Annotated in this window: 16 protein-coding genes; 8 read left to right on the plus strand and 8 right to left on the minus strand. The window is 71.4% G+C overall.

Annotation, left to right across the window (positions count from 1 at the left end; all coding sequences use genetic code 11):
• The first annotated feature begins 136 nt into the window (after positions 1-136).
• From ACGFZA_RS15585 to ACGFZA_RS15610, 6 genes are read left to right on the plus strand one after another with little or no spacing between them, the layout of a single operon-like run.
• The gene (locus tag ACGFZA_RS15585; RefSeq protein WP_385271599.1) at positions 137-292 is read left to right on the plus strand and encodes a hypothetical protein; all 156 of its coding nucleotides are present in this window, start codon (positions 137-139) and stop codon (positions 290-292) included.
• Entirely contained in the window at positions 289-1,485 is a 1,197-nt protein-coding gene (locus tag ACGFZA_RS15590) for a glycosyltransferase (protein ID WP_385271602.1), read from the plus strand. Before ACGFZA_RS15585 ends, ACGFZA_RS15590 begins: the two co-directional genes overlap by 4 nt.
• Positions 1,460-2,422 (plus strand): DUF6895 family protein, encoded by a 963-nt coding sequence (locus ACGFZA_RS15595; RefSeq protein ID WP_393679425.1) that lies wholly within the window; start codon positions 1,460-1,462, stop codon positions 2,420-2,422. Before ACGFZA_RS15590 ends, ACGFZA_RS15595 begins: the two co-directional genes overlap by 26 nt.
• Positions 2,419-3,606, plus strand: a complete 1,188-nt coding sequence (locus ACGFZA_RS15600; RefSeq protein ID WP_393679427.1) for a radical SAM protein — start codon at positions 2,419-2,421, stop codon at positions 3,604-3,606. Before ACGFZA_RS15595 ends, ACGFZA_RS15600 begins: the two co-directional genes overlap by 4 nt.
• A 2-nt stretch (positions 3,607-3,608) precedes the next feature.
• Positions 3,609-4,523: a DUF6895 family protein gene (locus tag ACGFZA_RS15605; protein ID WP_393679429.1), complete on the plus strand. Its 915-nt coding sequence runs from the start codon at positions 3,609-3,611 to the stop codon at positions 4,521-4,523.
• Positions 4,520-5,887: an MFS transporter gene (locus ACGFZA_RS15610; RefSeq protein ID WP_385271614.1), complete on the plus strand. Its 1,368-nt coding sequence runs from the start codon at positions 4,520-4,522 to the stop codon at positions 5,885-5,887. The genes ACGFZA_RS15605 and ACGFZA_RS15610 overlap by 4 nt, the downstream gene beginning before the upstream one ends.
• On the opposite strand, the gene ACGFZA_RS15615 is transcribed toward ACGFZA_RS15610, so the two are convergent.
• The 7 genes from ACGFZA_RS15615 to ACGFZA_RS15645 form a co-directional block, all read right to left on the minus strand.
• On the minus strand, positions 5,888-6,088 hold the full coding sequence (locus ACGFZA_RS15615; RefSeq protein ID WP_385271617.1) for a hypothetical protein: 201 nt from the start codon (positions 6,086-6,088) through the stop codon (positions 5,888-5,890).
• A 232-nt stretch (positions 6,089-6,320) separates the two neighbouring features.
• The gene (locus tag ACGFZA_RS15620; protein ID WP_393679432.1) at positions 6,321-6,932 is read right to left on the minus strand and encodes a GAF domain-containing protein; all 612 of its coding nucleotides are present in this window, start codon (positions 6,930-6,932) and stop codon (positions 6,321-6,323) included.
• Complete coding sequence (locus ACGFZA_RS15625) at positions 6,929-7,789, minus strand: S8 family serine peptidase (protein WP_393679435.1); 861 nt, start codon at positions 7,787-7,789, stop codon at positions 6,929-6,931. The genes ACGFZA_RS15620 and ACGFZA_RS15625 overlap by 4 nt, the downstream gene beginning before the upstream one ends.
• The gene (locus ACGFZA_RS15630) at positions 7,786-10,917 is read right to left on the minus strand and encodes an adenylate/guanylate cyclase domain-containing protein (protein WP_393679437.1); all 3,132 of its coding nucleotides are present in this window, start codon (positions 10,915-10,917) and stop codon (positions 7,786-7,788) included. The genes ACGFZA_RS15625 and ACGFZA_RS15630 overlap by 4 nt, the downstream gene beginning before the upstream one ends.
• Before the next feature lie 86 nt (positions 10,918-11,003).
• Positions 11,004-11,213 (minus strand): aroma-sacti cluster domain-containing protein, encoded by a 210-nt coding sequence (locus ACGFZA_RS15635; protein WP_385271629.1) that lies wholly within the window; start codon positions 11,211-11,213, stop codon positions 11,004-11,006.
• Positions 11,210-11,899 carry an iron-containing redox enzyme family protein gene (locus ACGFZA_RS15640; RefSeq protein WP_393679439.1) on the minus strand — a complete coding sequence of 230 codons (690 nt, stop codon included), beginning with the start codon at positions 11,897-11,899 and terminating at the stop codon, positions 11,210-11,212. The genes ACGFZA_RS15635 and ACGFZA_RS15640 overlap by 4 nt, the downstream gene beginning before the upstream one ends.
• On the minus strand, positions 11,896-12,945 hold the full coding sequence (locus ACGFZA_RS15645; protein ID WP_393679705.1) for a radical SAM protein: 1,050 nt from the start codon (positions 12,943-12,945) through the stop codon (positions 11,896-11,898). Before ACGFZA_RS15645 ends, ACGFZA_RS15640 begins: the two co-directional genes overlap by 4 nt.
• Positions 12,946-13,353: 408 nt before the next feature.
• Here ACGFZA_RS15645 and ACGFZA_RS15650 point away from each other — a divergent pair, with 408 nt between their 5' ends.
• Positions 13,354-15,243 (plus strand): BTAD domain-containing putative transcriptional regulator, encoded by a 1,890-nt coding sequence (locus ACGFZA_RS15650; RefSeq protein ID WP_393679441.1) that lies wholly within the window; start codon positions 13,354-13,356, stop codon positions 15,241-15,243.
• Between the two features lie 347 nt (positions 15,244-15,590).
• Here the strand turns inward: ACGFZA_RS15650 and ACGFZA_RS15655 are convergent, their stop codons facing one another.
• Complete coding sequence (locus tag ACGFZA_RS15655) at positions 15,591-16,643, minus strand: LuxR C-terminal-related transcriptional regulator (protein WP_393679443.1); 1,053 nt, start codon at positions 16,641-16,643, stop codon at positions 15,591-15,593.
• Positions 16,644-18,195: 1,552 nt separating this feature from the next.
• On the opposite strand from ACGFZA_RS15655, the gene ACGFZA_RS15660 reads away from it, so the two are divergent.
• Positions 18,196-22,134: an SGNH/GDSL hydrolase family protein gene (locus tag ACGFZA_RS15660; RefSeq protein WP_393679445.1), complete on the plus strand. Its 3,939-nt coding sequence runs from the start codon at positions 18,196-18,198 to the stop codon at positions 22,132-22,134.
• The last annotated feature ends 31 nt before the right edge of the window (positions 22,135-22,165 follow it).

A 22,165-nucleotide genomic window follows, 5' to 3' on the forward strand; every position in this document is an offset into this window, starting at 1 on the left:
CATCGAGTCCTGAGCACTGGGCGGGCTACTCGGCTCTCGGCTTCGTGCCGCGAACCGGGCAGCCCGCGCCTGCGTCCGCCCCGAGCTCACGGCAACGGGCTCGCCCGCCTCCGGCCACGCCATGAGAGAGCGCCGAATGACTTACGTCGCCCGCACTCCGGCACAACACCGGTCCTCCCGCACGGTCCGGCAGGACCGGGTACGCGAACTCCCCGAGCCGCTCGCCCTCTTGACCGGACGGCCGGGCCCCATCGAGCCCGGCCACGGCCGTCCCGGCCGGGTGACGTCGTGAGGATCCTGCTCTGCCCGCTCAGCGACGGCGGCTACCTCTACCCCGTGATCGCTGCCGGGCGTGAGCTGACGCGCCGGGGTCACCACGTCGGTGTCCTGGGCCGGTCGAATGCCGCGCCCGTCGCCGCCGAAGCCGGACTCTCCTTCATGACGGCGGAGGACTACGGGGGCCTGCGGGCGTTCTCGGCCGCCTGGTGGGGAACGACCGGCCAGGCGCAGTATCTGGCGACCGTGCGTGCCGCCCGGGAGGCGGGAGCCGATCTGCTGGTCACCTCCGTCCTGTGCAACGGGGCCCTGCTGGCCGCCGAGGTGCTGGACATTCCGGTGGTGGTGGTCGGTCTCTCGGCCCATCTGTGGGACTACCGGTCGGGCGGGGACGGGGAACCGCAGCTGGGCAGGACCCGGAGGAGCCGCACCGTCGAAGGGCTGCGGTTGTACGCCGAGGTGCGGGAGCGGGCCGGTGAGGCCGCACGCGCCTGTCGCTGGGGGGGCAGTCCGCTGCTCGGTGACGCGTTGCTGCTGCGCGGCGACCCGGCGCTGGAGCACCCGGGCGCCGAACTGCCCGAGCGGGTACGCCACGTGGGACCGCTGGCCTGGGAACCGGCCGCCGACCCGGCCGAGGTCGCGAGGATCGAGGACCACCTCGCACGGTCCGGCAAACCCGTGGTCTACGTCCACATGGGCCGCTTCTTCGGCGGCCGGAGCCTGTGGCCCCTGCTCAACGCGGCCTTCACCGGCGGCCGGTTCCAGGCCGTGGTCGAGCAGGGCCGGTCCACGGACCCGCAGCCCGCGCCGGAGGCCGATCTCGTCCTCGTACGCAAGCCGTGGATGGGCCCGCTCGTGGACCTGGCCGGCCTGGTGCTGGCCAACGGCACCTCCGCCCCTGTGCTGAACGCCCTGCTGCGCGGACGGCCCCTCGCGGTCTCACCCAACGGTGCCGAGCAGCCGCTGCTGGCGGGCGCCTGCCTGCGGGCCGGTGTGGCGGCGCACATCCCGCACACCCCGTCCGGGGAGTCGTCCGCCGCGCTGGAGTCGGTGTGGGAGGACGAGGGCCTGCGGACCCGGGCGCGCGCCCTCGGCAGCCGGCTGGCCGCGATGGACAGCGCCGCCCGCGCGGCCGACATCGTCGAGCGGACGGCCCGGGCCTCCGCCACACCGAAGGAGGATCATGGGTACGCCATCAGCAGCCCTTGAGGAGACCGCGAAACGTCTGTCCGCGGGCACACGGCAATGGGTGGGACGTCACGCCGACTACCTCGGTTCACCGGCCGCCCACGCCGAGCTGCCGACGACCCCGCATGTGAAGGCGCTGCTGCAACTCGCGCTGCTCTGCCGCTTCTGGGGCAGGATCGCGCCGACGGACGCGGGCCTCCTCGAACCGGCCGCGGTGGTGGAACGCACCTGGAGGCGTGCGGACTTCCCCCGTCTGATCACCGCCGACCCGAGGTACGCGCGGCAGTTCCAGCTGATGTACGCGGCACTGGCACCGGCCGGGGCCGTTTCGGACGCGCACCGCGTCGCGCCGGCGCGGCCGGAGGCCGACGGCTTTCTGGCACCGCGGCGGAAGTCGCCGTACCTCCACCTGGAGACCCGGTTCTACGCCGATCTGGCGGGCGTCGCGCACCGGTTGCCTTCCTACCGGGAGCTGTACGCGTGCAGCCTGCTGGCTCGGGCCGCCACGCTGCGGGTGGCGGACCTGGACGTCTGCGAGATCACGCACACCGTCTTCCACCTCAGCGAGTTCGGGTTCCGTGATCCCGGGCTGACCCCTGGCGAGCGGAAACGGGCGGTGCACGTCGTGGAGAGCCTCACGGAGCACTGCGTAGGGCAGGGGGCGTGGGACCTCACCGCGAAGCTCGTGCTCGCCCAGTACTGCCTGGGTGCCGATCCGCTGAGGACGTCGTCGGGGGCGGCCGGCATCCGGATGCTGGCGGACGCGATGTCGCCCGACGGTGCGATTCCGGGGAAATCCCTGGCCGAGCGGGCAGCGCCGACCGCGACGCCCGTGGCGTTCTTCCGGCGTGCCTACCAGGCGACCCTCGGTACGGCCCTGGCGATGCTGATCGTCACCGGTGGCCGGTCCGGCGGACTCACGACAGCGGGTGTATCAGCGATGGGGAGTGTGCGATGAGCCTGGACCAGATAGCCCGTACCGGGGGCGAGCGCCTCCTGCGCGGCAAGCGGAACTGGTGGTTCCTCGGTGCCGGTGGAATCGCCCGCCTGGGCTCCCGGCACCTGACCGCCGACGGGGCGCTGCTGCCCGAGACGGAGCGCTGGCTGGACGAGAAGGGGCTGTACACCACCAGTCCGGTCCGTGCCTATTCGTTGACCGTCCTCACCAGCACCCATTGCAACCTGGGCTGCGGATACTGTTTCCAGAACACCGCCCAGGACCCGGCGGGCGGCGGGCGCCCGCCACGGATCGCCCGGAGCCGGCTCACCTCGCGGACGATCACCTCGGTCCTCGACTTCACCCGTCGGCAGATGGCCGCCGCGGAGCTGGAGAGGCTGCGGATCCTCCTCTTCGGCGGAGAGCCCCTGCTCAATCCGCGCGGCTGCCTGGAACTGCTGGAGCGGGCCGCGGACATCGGGCAGACGTCGGCCTGGATGATCTCCAACGCCACGCTGCTCACCCCGCGGCTGGCGCGGCAGCTGAGCGAACTCGGACTCGACTCCATCCAGGTCACCTTCGACGGCGACCGCCCCGACCACGACCGGATCCGGATCGGCAGAGCGGACGGCGGCGGGACCTTCGACACGATCATCGGCAACATCGTCGGAGCCTCGGAGGCCGCACCGGTCCGGTGGACCCTGCGGGTCAACGTCTCCCAGGAGAACATCCACGGAATCGACGGCCTGATCGACCGTCTCGCCGCCGCGCTCGACCCCGCCCGGTGCACGCTGTACTTCGCCCGGGTGGGCGACGTCGGCATCGGATACGCGAACGACCTGCAGACGGGCGAGCTCTCGGCCGCCTTCGTGCGGTGGCAGCGCCGGGCTCTCGGCCTCGGCTTCACCGTGACCCGCCCCGGCGCCCGTCGGCCCTGTGCCACCTGCGGTCACTCCGGCGGACGCTACGGGGCGGTGGTGAGTGCGGACGGGACCCTCTCCAGCTGCTGGGAGACAGCGGGCAAGTCCGACTGGGAGGTCGGCACCGTAGCCGACGGATACGTGTCCGGCGCGAAGGCCGACGACCGCTGGATCGCCTGTGAGGATCTCTACCGCTACGACGAGGGCGCGCGGGCGCTCGCGGAGTTCCGCGACACCGTCGACACGGCACTCCTCGACCATCTGGACGAGACGGGACGCCTGTGACCGTGACCTCCGCACTCGACCAGCTCTCCGGCGGCGCGCTCGACTGGCTGGAGGGAAGCCTGGACCACTTCGACCCGTACTCGTCGAGCGCCCCGTCGGCAACGCACACGAAGGCGAAGGCGGCACTGGAACTCGCGCTGCTCTGCCACTGCGCGGCGCGCCTGGACGGCGTCCCCGACTCGCTGCCGGGGGCCGGGAACCTGGTCCGGACACTCTGGCGGCGTCCGGACTTCCCGGACCTCTTCGACGTCCACCCCGGGCACGCGTCGTCGTACTGGCTGATCTACGCGGCACTCGCCCCCGCCGGGATCGACGGCATGCCGATGCGGCTGAGCCCTGATTTCCTCTCGCCGCACGGGAAGTCCGCGTACCAGCGCATCGAAATCCGCTACTACGCGGACAAGGCCGGTGTCCGCCACGGGATCGAGCCGTACGCCGGCCTCGTCGCGCTCAGCCCGCTCGTCGCGCACCCGGCTCCGGAGCCGGAGGCCGCGGAGCCCGGGCACACGGAGCCGCTCCCGGCCCCGCAGGCGTACGCCCTGACGCACACCGCCTTCTATCTCGGCGACTTCGGCCGGACCGACCCCGGGCTGTCCGGCGATGTCACGGCGCACGCGCTGGGCCTGGTGCGCCGCATGCTGAACCACTGCGTCGCGCATGACCGGTGGGACCTGGCGGCGGAACTCCTCCTCACGGAGTTCATCCTGGGCTCCGATCCGCTGCGTACACCTTCGGGAGCCGCGGCCGTGGAGTGCCTGGCGCGGGCCCAGTCGCCCGACGGCTCGATACCCGGCAGGTCGGCCGCGCTCAGGGCTACGGGGTCGGACACGGCGGGGGAGTTCTTCGGCAAGGCCTACCACACGACTCTGGTAACCGCCCTGATGGCCCTGATCGTCTCGTCGGGGAGGACGTCATGACCCCACGTCTGGTACTCATCAACCGCGACTACACGCGGCTCTGGTTCGGGCAGGCGGTCTCGTCCGTCGGGGACGCCGTCTTCAGCACCACCCTGGTGCTGTGGGTGGCCACCGTGCTGGCGGAGGACCAGAGCTGGGCCCCGATGGCGGTCAGCGGGGTCCTGCTGGCGACGGGCATCTCCGTCCTGGTCATCGGTCCGCTCGCGGGCGTGTTCGTCGACCGCTGGGACAAACGTCGCACGATGCTCCGCACCGAGGTGGTCCGCGGCGGGCTGGTAGCCGTGCTGACCGCCTTGTCCTTCCTGCCGGTCGACGCCCTCCCGGTCGGGATCTGGCTGGCGATCGTCTACGCGACCGTCCTGACGCTCAACGCGGCGAGCCAGTTCTTCACTCCGGCACGCTTCTCGGTCATCGGTGATCTGGTGACCGGGGAGGCCGACCGTGCCCGGGCGGCAGGCATCGCCCAGGCCACCGGTCAGACCGCCTGGATCATCGGGCCGCCCCTCGCCGCGCCGCTGCTCTTCACCGCCGGCCTCCAGTGGGCGCTGCTCCTGAACGCACTGTCGTACGCGGTCTCCTACGTCGTGATCCGCTCGGTCGGGGCGGACCGCCGAGCGGCCGGAGCCGAGCAGCCCGACAGCGGGGCCACCGCTCAGCCCGGCAGTCTGCTGCGGGAGTTCGCCGCAGGCATCCGCTTCTTCCGGCGCAGCAGGTTCCTCGTCGCGCTGACCGTGCTCGCCGTCATCGGCCAGTTCGGGACCGGCGCACTGAGCACCCTCAACATCTTCTTCGCGACCGACAACCTCCATATGCCCGTCCACCTCTACGGCTACATCGGCACGGCCATGGGGCTGGGCGGCATCGCCGGCGCGCTGTGCGCCGGGCGTGTGGTGCAGTGGATCGGGGCGAGCCGCACCACCTGGGCGGGCCTCCTCGTGAGCGGCCTCCTGCTGTTCGTCTACTCCCGGCAGACCGGCTTCGTCGGAGGCGTCGTCCTGCTCTTCCTCTTCACCGTTCCCCTCACCATGCTGAACACGGCGATGGCGCCGCTCCTGCTCGACGCCGCGCCTGCCGAGTTCCGGGGTCGCGTGGTCTCCGTGTTCTACCCGGTGACGCGGCTGGCGTCGATGCTCTCCGCCGTGCTGTCCGGCTGGCTCGCCAGCTCCGCGTTGCGGGACGTAGGGGGCTCCGTCGCCGGTATCCGGTTCGGCCCCGTCGACACGGTGTTCGCGATGTCCGGCGTCCTCGTCGTCCTGTCCGGCGTCTACGCCTGGACCGCTCTCCCGCGCGGGGAGGCCGACGCCGGGCCGGCCGCCGCACCGGGCGAGTCGCTACCCGTCGCACCTCGTGAGAGCGCCCAGTGATCACAGGGCGCGGGGCTCACGATCATCCGCCGCGGGGGCGCGCCCGACTTCACCCTCGGCCCGATGCGGGACCTGCTCGGCGCGAAGGGCCGCCTCGACACCGGTGACGGTCCGGGCGCCGGTGAGCGCGATGGCGTGCTGGGCCGCGTACGCGGGTGCGAACGGGCCGGCCCCTGCGGAACAGGTCACCGGGATCCGCATCCGGCCTTCCCGGGCCGAGGGCTTCACCGGCGCCCTGCGCGCCCGTCTGCCGCAGGAGACCCCGCCCGCGCCCGCTTCCGTACGGCCCTGATCGACCGCAGCGCCGGCGGCCTGGAAGACGCCTCGTTCCCGTCTGCACGCCTGCCCTGCCGCTCCTCGGGTCGGACCGGTGGAGGCGTGGTGGTGGGCCGGCCCCTGTCGTTGACTGGAGCTCCGCGGGACCGCCGACGCCTCAACTGCCGTGCGGGCCCTGCGGAGGCATGCCGTTGAGCAGCACGTCCCGCAGCGCGTCCACGAGCTCCAGGCCCCTCACGCGAACCTCCGCCGGTGCCTCGTCGCGCCGCCGTTCGGTGACGACCGCGAGGGCTGCCGCGGCCTGGCGGGCGAAGAGGGCGAGCAGATCGAGTTCGGAGAGGCTGGAGCGGGACTGCTCGACGGGGTCGAGCACCTCGAGCACCCCGAGCACCCGGTCGCGGTGGGCCAGCGGGGCCGCCATCAGCGCGTCCGGCACGTACCCGGTCGACTTGGCGACGTCCCGGGCGAACATGCCCTGCTTCCTCAGGTCGTCCGCGACCATGGGCTCACCCGAGACGAGCACCCATCCCGCCAGCCCCCGGCCGGCCGGGAACCGGGAGCCCACCAGGGACTCCTCGCCCTCCCCGGCCACCGCCTGGAACACCAGCTCGTCGGCGTCCCGGTCGTGCAGCAGGACGGAACTGGCCGCCGCGCCGAAGATGGCCCGCGCGGTCTCGACGACGGACTGCAGCAGATCGCGCTCCGCACTGCCGGCCTGTGTCGCGGGGCCCACGTCGGTGGCGGGGACGAGGCCGTGGGACTGGCTCATGATTCACCTCGGGTTTCTGGTGCGCCGATACGTACGTTCGCGGCGGAGAGGTAGAGCGCGTGCTTGATCTGAAAGGGCGTCAACTTCGGTCGGCTGCCGAGCAGCCGCGCGCACATCCCGCTGATGAAGGGGGTCGCGAAGCTGTTCCCCGTGGTGCGGATGGTCCTGCCGCCCGTCCAGGCCACCTGCACGTTCTGGCCGGGTGCGAAGAACTCCACGGGTGGTGCGGGGTTGTAGAGGAAGAGCCCGGAGTCGTCCTCGCGGTGCGTGCCGACGGAGATGACCGACGAGAACCGCCAGGGGAAGCTCTCCACGGGTGTGTTGTGGGCCGATGCCACCAGCGTGGTGCCGGTGAAGAACGCCTGGTCGGCCAGGGACCGCAGGGTTTCGAGGAACTTCGGACGGGTCGTGGACAGGCTGAGGTTGACCACGTCGAAGCCCTGGTCGACGGCCCAGCGCAGCCCCGTGAGAAGAGCGTCGCCGCTGCCGGTGAAGCCCTCACCCAGGACGCGCACGCTGTACAGGTCGCAGCCGGGCGCCACGCGCCGGATGATTCCCGCGCACGCCGTTCCGTGCCCGCAGCCGTCGCCGGCGCCGTCGGGAAGCGGACCGCTGTCGACGACCCGAAGGGTCCCGTCGGGGGCGGGTGCCACCTCGTAGGAGCCCTGGACCGTGCCGACCGCGGGATGTCCGCACTCCACCCCCGTGTCGACGACACAGACGCGTACCCCCGCGCCGTCCGACCAGGCCGAGGGGTCCACGGGCAGGGCCGGGACCGTGTCGGCGAGCATCGTGAGGTCCTCGGGGGTACGGTCGCGCAGGCTCCAGGTGAGCCCTCCTGCCGTCCCGGAAATCATGTGGTCCTGCCTTTCCGCCCGGCCGGGCGGCCGGTGCTCCGGGCCTCGGCCGCGCTGTCGTCGGCGCACGTGACCGCGGCTCCGCTGCCGTCGGCGAACGCGGCCGCTGCCGCGCTGTCGTCGGCGAACGCGGCCGCGCGGTCCGCGCCGGGGCGGTGGCCCTTGGCTGTGAAGTGCCGCTCCGCCGCACGTGCCTCCCGCTCCGCTTCCGCGGGGAGATCCAGGGTGCGCAGGGTGTGCGCGCGGTCCAGGGCCGCCGTGCCGCGGACGACCGGCGAGTCCGTGTCACCGGCCGCGACGGTGGCCCGGTCCGCGCAGACGAGCGCTGCGGCGGCCTCCCCGGTGAGGGCGAGGGCTCGGGCCCGCAGCCCGTTCGCGTCGGCGGACTCGGCCGGGGGCAGCCCGGCCTTCCGGGGGTCGGGCAGGGCCAGGGCCGGTGCCGGATCCCCCCGCTCCAGCAGGATGCGGGCCCGTTCGCGGGCGATGCCGGGCAGCGCACCCGTGGCGCCGAGCTCACGGCCGGCGCGGGCGGCCTCGTCCAGCAGGGCGAGTCTGCGGTCCGGCGTACCCGTCAGTGCCTCGACCTCGGCGGCGAACAGCGGGACGAACAGCGCGCTTTCGGCGTAGCCGAGGCCGGCAGCGAGCCGGGCCGCCTCGGCCAGCCGCTCGCGCGCCTCGTCGGGGCGGCCCTGGAGGGCCAGGAGCACGGCCAACGGGCAGGCCAGGGTGGCCCGGACGGTCGGCCGGCCGGCACCGTGGGCCGTCAGCAGTTCCTCGCAGCGGGCGACGGCACACGCGACCGGGGTCGGGCCCCGCCACAAGGAGATACCGACAGCGCCCAGCGCCAGGGCCCGTTCGGGTTCCGCGTCGGCGCGGTCGGCATGGTCCAGGGCCAGGCACAGTCGCGCCTCGGCCTCGGCGTGCCGGCCCCGCCGCTGGCGGTCCTGGGCGATGCGGACGCAGGCGCGGGCGATGCCCTGGTCGTCGCCCGCCACGGTGAACAGGGTCAGTGCGTCCTCGGCCACGTCGGCCGCCGACCCGTGGCGGGGATCGAGGGCGGTCAGGGCGAGCCGGGCATGAGCGGCGCCCAGCCGGTCACCGGCCCGCTCCGCCGTGGCGAGAGCGCCTGCCAGCAGTTCCCGGCCGCGCACCGGCTCGCCGCGGGCGACCTTCGTCTCGCCGAGCCGGCGGGCGGCCTCGGCGGCGGCGGGCTCGCCGGGCGCTGCCAGCTCCAGCCCCTGAGTGAGGAGGTCATCGGCCCACGGCAGGTCGGAGCGCGCCAGAGCGGCGGCGCCGGCCCGGACGAGCAGGCCTGCGGCGCGCGTCCGCAGCACGTCGGTGTCGTCGTCGTGCATCCCCAGTTCGGTGAGGAGGCGGTGGGCGCGGGCCAGATGCGTACCGACGGCCGCGTCACCCGCCTCGTGTCCGACGAGCACACGGGCAGCGTGCTCATGGCGCCGGGCACGTACCTTCTTGGCCATCCCCCGGTAGGCGGTCTCCTGCACCAGGGCGCTGCCGAACCGGAGCACGGCACTCGCGCCCTGGGTACGGCCCCCGGCCTCGATGAGCCTCCGTCGTACGAGTCCGCGCAGCAGGCCGGCGGCGGACTCCGCGGGACCTGAGTGCTCGGCGGTGGCGAGTTCGGTCAGATCCGCGCGGCGGAACTCGCGTCCCAGGACGGCGGCCAGTTGCAGCAGGGTCCGCTCCTCGGGCGGCAGCGCGTCGATGCGGGCGCCGAGCAGCGCGTGCACGGTGAGCGGCAGGTCGTCGCACTCGGCCGCCATCGCTGTCAGGTGTTCCAGGTACAGCGGGTTGCCCTCCGCGCGGTCGAGGGCGCCTTCCAGCACGCCCTGCCGGTGGGCCGCCACCTCGACCAGCTCACCGGCGAGTACGGCGGCCTCCTCCCGCGTCAGCGGGGCGAGCATCAGCGCCGCTGAACGCATGCGGCCGCTGCCCCAGCCGGGGTGGGTCTCCAGCAGTTCGGGACGCGCGGCGCACACCAGGGCGACGGCCGAGCGGTCCAGCTCGTCCAGCAGGCGGTCCGCCATGTCGAGCAGCGGCGCACAGGCCCAGTGGCAGTCGTCCAGTACGAGCACCACGGGCCGCTCACGGGACAGCCCGTCCAGCAGGCACGCCAGCGCCATCAGGGTGTCGTCGGCGGAGGGGCTGGGTGTGCCGTCCGCGAGCAGTCCGGTCCGCAGCAGGCGCAGCGCCTGCTCCGCCTCCGTCCGCTCGTGCGCCGGCAGTCCCGCGAACCCTGCCTCCTCTCCGACGCTTTCCAGCACCTGCCGTACCGCTTCGGCGAGCGGCGACAGGGTGCCGGTCTCGCCGTACGGGCGGCACCGCCCCTCGCCGTAGGCCGGGCGGTCCCTGAGCCATTCGCGCAGCAGGCGCGTCTTGCCGAGGCCCGCCTCGCCGTACACGGTCACCAGATGCGAACGGGGGTCCGCCGCCAGCTTGCTCGACAGCAGGCGCAGTTCGGCCAGTTCCTGTTCGCGTCCGATGAACGGGGTGTCGAAGCGGCGGACCCGCTCGGGGTCGTCCTCGTGCAGGGCGACCAGGCGGCGGGCGGGTACGGGGGCGTCGACGCCCTTGAGGGACAGCGCTCCGGCGGGCTCGGTGACCGCCGAGGGCCCGGCGGCGCGCAGGGTGGCGGGCCCGATCAGGATCTCGCCGGGGCCGGCGTGCTGCTCCAGCCGGGCGCCGATGTTGACGACCTCGCCGGAGACCAGGGCCTGCCTGGCGGTGGGGTCGACGTTCACCACGACCTCTCCGGTGTTCACACCGATGCGGACAGCGAGCCGCACTCCGTGCTCCCGTTCCAGTTCGGCGTTGAGTCCGTCGAGGCCGGTGACCATCTCGCGAGCGGCGGCCAGGGCCCGGTGGGCGTCGTCCTCATGGCGTGCGGGGACGCCGAAGACGGCCATGACGGCGTCGCCGATGAACTTCTCCACCGTGCCGCCGTGTTCCTCGATCCGGGCCCGCATCAGGGCGAAGTACCGGAGCGTGACGGTACGCAGCGTCTCCGGGTCGAGCCGTCCGGACAGGGCCGTGGATCCGACGAGGTCACAGAAGACCACGGTCACCACCCGGCGTTCCTCGGCCGTCGCGGGACCGGCCGCGGGCACACACGCGGTTCCGCAGCGGGGGCAGAAGGCCGCACCGTCCGGCGGCGGTTCGGGGCACCGGGGGCACATCCGCGCCGTCCCGGGCATCAGAACAGCGCTCCGCCGGCGATCTCGCTGTGCGCCTGTACCTCCGGCTCGGCCGCGTCCAGCCGCTCCTTCAGCCCCAGCAGCAGGGTCAGTTCCTCCGCGCTGAGCTCCTGGAGCACCTCGCGCTGCTCGGGGGAAAGGCTGTGCAGCGGGAACCCGGCGTCCTCCAGTGCGCGGAGGCGGTCTCGATCGTGCGCGTGGTCATTCATGGGGCGCTCTCCGATGCGTGGGGTGCCGTGGCGATGCGGTCGAACAACTCGGCGAGGGCGGCGACCGTGTGCAGGGCGCTGACCGCGACCAGCGAGCGTTGCGTGCGGTTCAGGGGCAGCCCGCCGATGAGCCGGTCCAGGTCGGCGCTGTGCCCGTCGTCGAGGTCCGCGTGGAGGCGTACGGTCTCGAAGGCGGCAGGCGGCAGCCCGGTCTCCCGCGCGAGCCGGACGGCCAGGCCGGGCGCCGGTGCGTTGCCCTCCAGCACCGCGATATAGCCGAGCAGGGCTACGGGGTGGCTGTGCTCGATCCAGTAGTACTGCGCGCCCACCAGAGCGGCGACGTGGGCGGGCGGGGCGGTACCGGTCAGCTTGCCCGGCGCCGTCCCGGACGCCTCGGCGTCGCTGAGCAGCCAGTCGTCGTGGCCCCTTTCCTGTTCGGCGTGCACCCGCAGGTACCGGGCGAGAGGCCGTGCCACCGGGTCGTGCGGCAGCGTCTCGCATCGTGCGGCGGCCCGCTCCATCAGCGGGACAGAGGCGCGGATCACCTGGTGCATGGAGCGGAGGTAGTGCTGGTACCGGCCGGGAAGCCCGGTGTCGGAGTGCCACATGCGGGCGGCCGCGGTCCTCAGTACGGGCTCCACGAGGGAGAGTTCGAGACGCAGGCCCGCGACGGCCGACGGGCTCATGCGGGCGTCTCCTCGTCCTGTCGACCGCCGAGCAGGACGAGCGGCGCGTATTGCTCGTTTCCGTACCGCCGCAACAGCGCCGCGGCTCCCGCGTCGTGCTGGAGCCGGGCGCCGAGGGCGTCCATCGCGCCGGCCGCCGGCCGGGAGCCGGCCCGTTCGGCGGCGGCCAGGGCCACAGGCCGTCCGGCCAGGCCGCGGCAGTCGGCACAGGACCCGACGCCGGCGGTACGGATGGTGCGCAGCACGGGTGATTCCTGGCAGCGGCGCCGGATCGACGGCCAGTCGTCGGCGGCGATGTGACCCAGGCGAAGGTGTTCCGGCAGGGGGCGGGCGTCCACCACACGCTGGTTGCAGCAGGCCGTGACGGTGCCGTCGAAGGCCACCACCGGCCAGGCCGCCATCGCGCAGGGAGCAGGCGGCCCTCCGCTGCCGTCGAGCGGGACCTCGCGCGCGGCCGCCCACGCCGCCGCCCGCCCCACCGGCCTCACGTGATTGACCAGTACGGCCGCCCGGTCGCGGAACTCGGCCCGTATGGAAGCGGTGATGTCCGCGAGATAGGGGTCGTCCGCCGCATTACCGACCACGTGAAAACTCACGTCGATGCCGCTTTCCATGATGCGATGGACCGCGCGAAAGGCCGCCGCGCGCGGTACTTCACGTTCGTGGAATACGTCGATGCTCGCCGAGAAGTGGGCCACGTGCCGTAGCGCCCGCATGATGCGGGCGGGTAGCCGCCCGTCGGCCGCGAAGAACATTCCGCTGAGTACCGAGGTCCGTGTTCCGGCCGCGGCGGCGAGCGCCGCCAGTTCACCCACGAGCGCGGGGCGCAGCAGCGGCTCGCCGCCCGTGAGCATGAGCACCTCCGGACGGTCCCCGGGGGTGAAGCCCCCGACGAAGCGGCGCAGCGCCTCGGCCGGGACGTCCTCGCCCCTCGGCCCCGACGAGGTCGAGCAGTGGGCGCAGCTCAGGGGACAGCGCCTGGTGAGCGTGGCGAGCAGTCCTGCGGCCGGCACCGGACGCAGCTCGATGATCTCCGCCAGTCGCATCGCGTCACCTCCGTCGGTCCCCCCGGGCATGCGGCATCAGCTTCCTCGGGACCGGTTCGGTCCCGGTTGGTGTCCGGTTCGGGTCCGGTAGGCGGCGCGGGGCTCTCCGGCGGTGCGTCAGGGGCCGCACGGCGCTTGCCGATTCGCCGTGCTATGTACGTGTATTCAACCTTTATCCCGGCGGGTGCGTTGCTGCATGCACCTTGAGCCACCCCCGAGTCGGTAGCCCCGCCATCGACTTGTGACCATGCTGTGAAGAACGGAAGGAATTCCATCGAATTCCCTACGTATTCACGGCTCCTCGCGGATTCGCTCACCCCCCGACCGCTCCCCGGAGGCTTTCGTGCACGGAATTGTTCTCTTCTCCCAGAACTCCGACGACACCGGCTGGGGAAAGGGCTGAGGAAAATGACCGACACTTTCACGGAACGCCGTGACAGGGCGGCGAATCCCGGGATTCCGCGAGAGGGCGCAGGCGACGGCGGCACGCTCTCCCCCGCACCTCTGTGCCTCTCCCTCCTCGGTCCGCTGCGAGCGTCCCGCAACGGTCTGCCGCTGCCTCTCGGTCCGCTGAAGCAGCGCCTCGTACTGGCTGTCCTGCTCACCCGTCCGAACACACCGGTGTCCCTGGAGGAGCTGACGGACGCCGTCTGGCCGGACGATCCACCCCGCACCGCTCGCAAGAACCTCCAGGTGTACGTCTCGACTCTCCGCCGCGTACTCGACCCTGACGATCTCGGCCGACTGCACCACGGGCCCGGCGGCTACGTCCTGCACCTCGGCGCGGACGAGTGCGACAGCCTGCGGTTCGAGGAGCTGGCCCGGCGCGGCGATGCCGAGGCCCGCGCGGGCGCGCCGAGCCGGGCCGCGCTCTTCTACCGCCGGGCACTCGACCTGTGGCGGCATGATCCGTTCAGTGATCTCGCCGCCCGCGCCGATGTGCTGCTCGCCGCCGTCGAGCGACAGCACGCCCGCCGGCTGGCCGTCTACGAGGCATGGGCGGAGGCCCAGCTGGAGACCGGCGAACCGGCCCCGGTCGCCGACACCGTGGACGAGATGGTGAGCCGCCACCCGCTGCGGGAACGGCTGCGCGCCGCTCAGCTCACCGCACTGCACCGGGTGGGCCGCAGAACGGAAGCACTGGCCGCCTACGACGAATGCCGCCAGCAGCTCTCACGGGAACTGGGGCTGGAACCGGGGGCAGCACTGCAATGTGCCTACCGATCCCTGCTGGAGGACGTGGCGCCGCCCCGGCCACGCGGCGCGGCCACCGGGTCGCGACTGCTTCCGCCGGACCTCACCGACTTCACCGGGCGGGGACGGGAACTGGCAGCGGTCAGCGCGCAGCTGGGCCGCGAGGACGGCCCCCCGGTGGTTCTCACCGGCCCGGCCGGCGTCGGCAAGACGGCCCTCGCCGTCCACGTCGCGCACCTCCTCGCCACGCGCTTTCCCGACGGCGTCGTCGCCACCCGGCTCTGCGCCGAGGACGGCTCCACGCGCCCGTGGCCGTCGGTGCTGGCCGAGCTGGCCCGCGCCCTCGGCTGCACCGAACGGCTGCCCGCCGACCGTGAGGAGGCCGCCACCGCCTGGCGCTCCTGGCTGTCCGGGCGCCGGATCCTGCTGCTGCTGGACGACGCCCCCGACGCCGCCGCCCTCGGCCCGCTGCTGCCACCGTCCGGCCCCACCGCCGCGCTGGTCACCTCCCGCAGCCGGCTGCCCTGTCTGGAATCCGCGCACCGGACGGAACTTCCACCGCTGTCCGACGACGAGGCACTGGACCTGCTCGGCGGAATCATCGGCCGGAGCCGGCTGGCGGCGGAGCGGGCTGCCGCCGGACGGATCGTCACCGCCACCGGGTCCCTGCCCTTCGCCCTGCGGGCGGGCGGGAACCGGCTGTCCGTGCTGCGCCACATGTCTCTGGGACAGTACGCGGACCGGCTCGAACACCCGCTGGAGGCCTTGGACGAACTCGCGGCCGGCGGTCTCGGGGTGCGCGCCCGTCTCGCCGACGCCTGGGCCCGGCTGACCGTTGCCGCCCGCGACACACTCCATGCCCTGGCCGCGCTGCCCGATCCCTCCTTCTCCCTGCCCACCGCCGCCCGCGCCCTGGGCCTGGACGGGCGGAAAGCGCAGCGCGCCTTGGAGGACCTGATCGACGCCGGCGTCCTGGCTCCGCCGCCCGGCCCCGACGTGGCCGCGCACACCGCGGCGGCAGAGGAGACCGTTCACTACGAACTGCCGTGGCTGACCCTGCTGTTCGCACGGGAACAGGCGGCCGGACCGGATATGCGGTGCTAGGGCGTGTGGTGAAAGGAGCGTCGTCCGCCCGGAGGGCGGGGCTCGCGGCGTCCGGTGCGGTGCATCGCAAGGCGGAGGGTCGCCCGCGTACCGGACGTACTCGGGCGGTCCCGACAACGCGGCGGGGTACCGTGCCAGGCGTCGCGAGCCGGACGGGACTTTCACCGTACGCCCTGGGGACACGCCGGCGCGGGAACCCCCGTGCCGCGACGGCACCGGGATCCGCTCCCCGGCCCGGAGCCGCCCGCCCGGCTCCGGGCCGGGCCGGGCGGGGGCAGCCGGGCCGGGGCGCGCCGCGGCGGGCGCACAAGGCGGGCCTCCGCAGACCGCTCTCCGCGGTGAGGTGGTCAGGCGCCGCCCGCGGCCGCCGCGGCAGGCCCGGACGACTGCACGCGCGCCAGATAGCCGGCCTGGAAACGGCTCGCCGCTCCCAGCTGCTCCATGATCTCGGCGATGTGCTTGCGGCAGGTACGCAGCGACATGCCCAGCCGCCGGGCCACCATCTCGTCCTTCATCCCCTCCGCCAGCAGTCTCACGATGGCCTGCTTCACCTCGTCGCGGGCCGAACTCTCCGTCCAGGCAGGGTGGTAGGGCTCAGCCAGCGACCAGGTGTGGTCGAAGGTCGCGCACAGGTACGCCACCGTGGACGGCTCCTGGATGACGATGGCCGCGTCGAGGTCGTCCTGGTGCGGGATGAACACCGTCTCCTCGTCGAAGGCGACCATCCGGCCGAACAGTTCACTCATCGTCCTGATCTCGGCCCCCTCGTCGGTCATCCGCCGCGCGTACTCCTGCGTGGGCAGGTGGTAGCGGGCCGTGTGCTGGTAAAGGGTGCGCATCCGCACGCCGCGGCGCAGCATGTCCCGGTCCCGGATGAATGCCTGTTCCAGCAGCGTCGGGGAGCGGCCACCGCCGGGGTGGCAGGTACGGACCTCCTGCCGGCACCGCATGGTCGCCTCGGTGATCATGCCCACGACGGTCTTCAGGTCCGTGACCTCGGTCAGCGGCGCACGCCCCTGCCACCGGCGCCGCCCCTCCGCGTAGAACGGCGTCAGGAGGGACAGTTCGCCCCGCAGTTGGTCGATCTCGGCCAGCTGTCTGCGCAGCCCGGCCTCCTTCGGTGCGACCAGCGCGGCGATGGCCGCGTCCGGGGCCACCGGGACCAGCCGGTCCGAATCCTCCGGCAGGTATCGCAGCAGCAGCAGTTCGGTCAGCGTCACCACCGCCGATGCGGCGCAGCCCTCCGGCAGCCCCAGCGTCGTGCCCAGCGTCTTCGCGTCGCACGATCCCTGATCACTCACCCACCGGAACACCCGGACGGCGTCCTCGGACAACTGCGCGCCGGACGCCGTGCTCCCGGCCACTCCGCGAGGACCCGCTAACGTGCCGTCCTCGTCCATGCCGCCCATCCAACCCCCTCATCAGCCAGATGGCTCCGCTCTCGCCCGTACCGATGTCTATTGTTCAGATGCGCGGTAGATATTCCCAGACCCCCTGGAAGGAATCACCGTGGAACGAATCAAAGGGGCAATCACCCTGCTCCTGGGCCTCGTCGCCCTCCTCCTCGGCAGCCGGGCCCATGGCCAAAAGTCCCCCTCCGGAGGCGACAGGGGAACGGCTCGCGAGGTGCTCAACCAGCCTCCGCGACGGGTACGGAGCGACGATGACGACACTCCGACCGTGCCCACGCCGCATTGGTGAGCGACCTCTTTTCCAGGCCCGCATTCGCAGCAGGCGGGCGGGGTTGCGGCCCCGAAAGGGCTGCGCACCATCCACACGGCGGGCCCGGCCCCACACACCGGGAGACATCACGGCATTCCTCGCCGCGAACCGCCGCAAGCGGGATCAAAAAGAGGAGTTGACGATCGACACGCATAAGGACCCGTGATTTTCGGTCAACCTCACTGACGCCGGACCCGACGCCCGGCAACACGGATGCCGTCATGACCGGTTCGATTTGATGCAGCATGCAGAGATCTTTGTCATTTGAACCCGCCCATCCGATTCCAGACTCTCCGAAGAGGCGAAACCGACCACATCCCGAGGGGGTCGCTCCGCGACATGGAGGCGGGGGAGGCCGGTCGGGCCCGCCCCGCGGCTGCCGAATGAGGCAGCAGCCAGGCATTCGGCCCCGGCCGCGGCGAGGAAATCGGGCAAAGCCCCCGACTTGCGGATCAATATGACGTCGCACCGATGCCGGTGCCCCGGCGAATGACGTTCACCTCACCCACCAGTTCAGGCCAATATCCAACAGAGGCACGCCACTTCTGTGTCGTACGTCACAGCCGTCCGGGACTCCCTGTGAATATCTTGTGCCCCTCATCTGCGAGGCACGTGACCGCCTCCCAGTTCGAGCGCACACACCGGGGGGTCGGTTTCACATGGCTACAAGAAAGATCATGCGCATGGGTCCGTGCGCCGCTTTCGTTGCCGGAGCGGAGACTTCCGCTCCTTCGGCCGAGGCTGCGAGAACCCGGCATTCCTGAAGTCGGCGCGTCTTCACAGGACGCCTCGATTCCGTTTCGGAAGCGCGTCGCACCGGGCGACATGAATCCGACCACGCCATCAGGCTCACCCTGGGCATCAGCCCCCCACGTGCGACGACCTTGATCTGCGCCGAGCGCGAACCCGTCCTCACGACGGGGTTTCCGCACGCCTTGATTCAGCGTGGCAGCACACTTCTCGATTTTGCGATGTGCGTCACGCCCGGCATGTCACAGAGTGCGGAATCTCCTCGGCGCACCGAACCCACACCACCGGAAGGAACACTCGTTGAAACGCGGCATTTTCAGATATGCACGAATACCAGTAATTGCGCTCACTTTGTCACTTTCTGCGGGAATTGCCACCAACCAGTCCCTGGCAGCACCTGCTCCCCATGAGGCCGTGGAGGGCACGGCGGGAGCTGCGGCGAACGACACGAAGGCGAACACCTCCGCACAACCGTCGGCTGTGCCCGAGACGGCACGCCGGGCCACCCTCGGTTCCGACTACGCGGGCTCCTCGGACCAGGCGTTCACCACCTCGGGTGACGGCACCGGCTTCCACGTGATGATCGCCGACGAGCGCGACGGATACGCGTGGAAAACAGCCGCGTCCCTGTCCGAACCGGGATTCGACACCGACACCTGGATCGGCAACGCCTGCATCACCGAGTCGGGTGCGTACGCCGCTGTCGCATACGCCCCGCGTACCTTCACCAACAAGCCTGAACTGATGACACGCGGCGCGTTCACCGCGGTGGTGAACCTGCGCGACGGCCACGTCACGAAGCTTCCGTTTCAGGGGACACTGGCCTACTTCTCCCCCGGATGCGGGCACGGCGACGAGACCGTGTTCACCGCCATGAGCGACGACGCGACGACGAAGAGCCAGACGCGCCTGGTCACGGTCGACGCCCGGACAGGGAAGACCGCCACCCGGCAGACCGTCGTCGGCCAGGTCACCTCCGCCGTGCCGACCGAGAACGGAGTGGTCGCCGCTGCCGGCAACCGCATCGTCGCGGTGGCGGACAACAAGGTGAGGACCGTCGCGAAGACGGCCTCCTGGCCCTTCCAGCTGAAGGCCGACGCCACGGGGGGTGTGACCTTCATCGACCCCGCCGCACCGTCCGCCGCGCCTTCCGCCGCTCAGAAGACCGCCGGGGCCTCCGCGGCCCCCACCACCGCGGCCGTCTCGCGCGTCACAGCCGACCAGATCAGCGCACCCGACGCGAAGTCCGAGCCCCTGCGCCTCGCGCAGGGCGAGCTGACCGGCTTCGACCTCACCTCCACACCGGAGGGCGAGGTGTATGTCACCGGTGACGCCAAGAGTGTCTCGCGGGTCGGAGGCGGCCTGCACAATCCCGGCAGCCTCGACAAGGACGCCCGGGTGTCGAGCAAGGGCCAGGCGTTCGTGTCCTCGCGCTGGGCGGACGGCAAGGACTCGCGCATCCGCCCGGAGGAGGCCCTGGAAGCGCGCACGATCCGGACCACGATCACGACGGCCGACACGCACAAGTCGGTCGTCCTGGACGCCCCTCCGGCGAGTGCCTACATCGGTAGCCAGAAGCAGGTGACCGGGGGAACGCAGACCAGCCCGGTCCTCCTGGCGCAGGGTGCGGCCACCGCCGGCACGGCAGGCGTCGCGGCGAGCAGCGTGGTCGAGGACGACCGGTACTGCTCGGTGCCCCGCAACGATCCGAAGAAGCAGGCCTTCCAGCCGACGCCGCGCCAGGTCGAATGGGCAGTGGACCAGGCTGTCGTCGGCACCCTCAACAAGGGTGCCACCAGGGCGGCGAACTGGAAGAACACCGGCATGTCGGCCTATGCCCCGCAGTCGCTCTTCCCCTTGGACCCGCTGGACGGCGGTACGAGTGCGGACTGGCACGTTCCCGCGCAGGTGATGCTCGGCATCACCGCGCAGGAGTCGAACATGTGGCAGGCCACCCGGCTCGCGGTGCCCGGAGTCACGGCGAACTCGCTGATCGGCAACTTCTACGGCATCAAGTACTCCGCCTCCGGTCAGCAGACCGACCCCTGGGCCGTCAATTTCGCGGAGGCCGACTGCGGCTACGGGATCACGCAGGTCACCGACGGCATGCGGATGCACGGCAAGGAGAAGGACGGCGAGCAGCCCAAGACCACGGTGCAGCAGGAGGCCGTGGCGCTGGACTACGCCGCCAACATTGCCGCCGGTGTCAACATCCTCACCGAGAAGTGGGACTCCACCCGCAAGGATGGCCTGATCATCAACGACGGTCACCCGAAGTACATCGAGAACTGGTTCTACGCCCTGTGGGCGTACAACTCCGGCTACTACCCCAAATCAGCCCCGAAGAACGGCAAATGGGGAGTGGGCTGGACGAACAACCCGGCCAACCCGCTGTGGAAGGAGAACCGCACCCCGTTCCTGGAGGGTGCGGACGGCAAGGACGACTACAGCCACGCCTCCACTCCGCAGTACTGGCCCTACGAGGAGAAGGTCATCGGCTGGGCGGCCCGACCGATCGCCGCCATGTTCGCACCGGGCGACATGCAGGCCGGCTACCGTGCCGCATGGTGGAACAGCAACGATGCCCGTACCTCGGCGAAGCCGCCGATCTTCACCTTCTGCGGGAGCCAGAACACCTGCGTGCCCTCGATGATCGGTGAAGGCGCCTCCAACGATGACGGCAAGGGGCCGTGCGCCCTGCCCGGCGACCCCTACACGGACAACCCGCTCTATCTGAAGTGCTGGTGGAACGAGCCCGTCGCCTGGAAGAACTGCACCACCGAGGCCCGGTGCGGAAATCCGGTTCACCGCTTTGATGACACCTACCCTGAACAACCGGATGCGAACTCGTATCCGCCGCGCTGCAACACCGGGCTGCCGACGGGGTCGTTGATCGTGGACGACCTGCCCAACGGCACCGTTCCCGCCGGATCCGCCGGGCGGACCTGCGCGGTCAGCTCCAATGGTTCATTCGACTTCACCTTCGCCAGTGAGAACGGCAAGTACCCGTCCAAGGTGGACCTGCATCAGATAGGCGCGGGCAACGGGAACCATTTCTGGATGGGCCATACACGCTGGCTCGCCACAGCTGATGGCAAGCGACTCGAAGTCAGCGGAAAGTGGACACTCAACAGCTCCACCCGGGGCTGGATGCGGGTCTTCGTCCACATGCCGGACCACGGCGCACACACGCGCCAGGCCGCGTACAAGATCGGGGGCACCGGCGCCGCAGCCGGCAAGGAGCCGGTTCGCGTCCATCCTCAGCGGATCAGGAAGAACGAGTGGGTCGACCTCGGTGTGTTCAACTTCACCGGCACCCCGTCCGTGACGCTCGACACCGACACGGACGACGGGACAGGTGACGAGGACATCGCCTGGGACTCGGTCGCCTTCCAGCCGCTGTCGGCCAAGCCGAAGGACTTCGTCGTCGCCATGGGCGACTCCTTCTCCTCGGGTGAAGGGGCGTCCGAAGGCAACCGGGACTACTACCCGGAGACGAACTACCTCGACACGCAGAACGGGAACACCCGGGACGCCTGCCACCGCTCGACCCAGGCGTGGTCCCGGCAGGCCACCATTCCCGGCCGGTCCGCGTCGATCGGCGCACTGGCCGACGGCAACGGATCGAGCATGGACTATCACCTGATCGCCTGCTCGGGCGCTCGCACCTACAACGTGGTGCACAACGGAAACCGTCAGGGCAATGGCGGTGAGAAGGCTCAGATGGACCAGGGATACCTCGACGCCAATACCACCCTGGTCACGATCTCCGTCGGCGGCAACGACACCCGGTTCTCCAGCATCATCCAGAAGTGCCTGCTCGCCGTGAACACCAACTGCAAGGACAAGGTGTTCACAGAGGACGATATGGACGGCCCGGTCGGTGATCGCGACCGCAAGTTCGTCGGCCAGCCCCTGGAGACAGCCATGGTCGGCATCGTGAAGGAGATCGTCCGACCGGACATCGTGAAGACGCTGAAGGAGATCCACGAAAGGGCTCCGAAGGCGAAGATCGCGCTCATGGGCTACCCGCCGCTGATCGAGGACCGCGGCGCATGCCTGAGTATCACGATCCCCGGATTCCAGATCGGTCTGTCGGCCGGCTCCTCGGACTGGCTCAACTCCGTCGCCGACACCCTCTCGACGGAGATGCAGGGAGCGGTCAACGACGCCACCGCGGCAGGCATCAGTGCCTGGTTCTCCAACCCGAAGACCGACTTCGCGGGGAAGGCCATCTGCGGAGACCCGGAGTCGATCCATGGCGTCGTCAAGACGCTTGTGGACTCCGACAAGCCCGCGACGGACTACCCGATCCTGGAGAACTTCGGCCTGTCCGCCCAGTCGTTCCACCCGAAGATCGCGGGAGCCCGCCTCTACGCGAACGCGTTTGAGCGCACCCTCGCTGGGATGAACATGTAACACGCGTACGTACGACCAACCCGTGCGGGGC

Origin of the sequence: Streptomyces sp. NPDC048211, from assembly GCF_043202315.1 — a bacterium.
GTDB lineage: Bacteria > Actinomycetota > Actinomycetes > Streptomycetales > Streptomycetaceae > Streptomyces.

Coding starts and splice junctions, on each gene's coding strand:
- ACGFZA_RS15585 (WP_385271599.1), top strand. CDS start 137: ATGACTTACGTCGCCCGCACTCCGGCACAACACCGGTCCTCCCGCACG.
- ACGFZA_RS15595 (WP_393679425.1), top strand. CDS start 1,460: ATGGGTACGCCATCAGCAGCCCTTGAGGAGACCGCGAAACGTCTGTCC.
- ACGFZA_RS15600 (WP_393679427.1), top strand. CDS start 2,419: ATGAGCCTGGACCAGATAGCCCGTACCGGGGGCGAGCGCCTCCTGCGC.
- ACGFZA_RS15610 (WP_385271614.1), top strand. CDS start 4,520: ATGACCCCACGTCTGGTACTCATCAACCGCGACTACACGCGGCTCTGG.
- ACGFZA_RS15615 (WP_385271617.1), bottom strand. CDS start 6,088: ATGCGGATCCCGGTGACCTGTTCCGCAGGGGCCGGCCCGTTCGCACCC.
- ACGFZA_RS15620 (WP_393679432.1), bottom strand. CDS start 6,932: ATGAGCCAGTCCCACGGCCTCGTCCCCGCCACCGACGTGGGCCCCGCG.
- ACGFZA_RS15625 (WP_393679435.1), bottom strand. CDS start 7,789: ATGATTTCCGGGACGGCAGGAGGGCTCACCTGGAGCCTGCGCGACCGT.
- ACGFZA_RS15635 (WP_385271629.1), bottom strand. CDS start 11,213: ATGAATGACCACGCGCACGATCGAGACCGCCTCCGCGCACTGGAGGAC.
- ACGFZA_RS15640 (WP_393679439.1), bottom strand. CDS start 11,899: ATGAGCCCGTCGGCCGTCGCGGGCCTGCGTCTCGAACTCTCCCTCGTG.
- ACGFZA_RS15645 (WP_393679705.1), bottom strand. CDS start 12,945: ATGCGACTGGCGGAGATCATCGAGCTGCGTCCGGTGCCGGCCGCAGGA.
- ACGFZA_RS15650 (WP_393679441.1), top strand. CDS start 13,354: ATGACCGACACTTTCACGGAACGCCGTGACAGGGCGGCGAATCCCGGG.
- ACGFZA_RS15655 (WP_393679443.1), bottom strand. CDS start 16,643: ATGGACGAGGACGGCACGTTAGCGGGTCCTCGCGGAGTGGCCGGGAGC.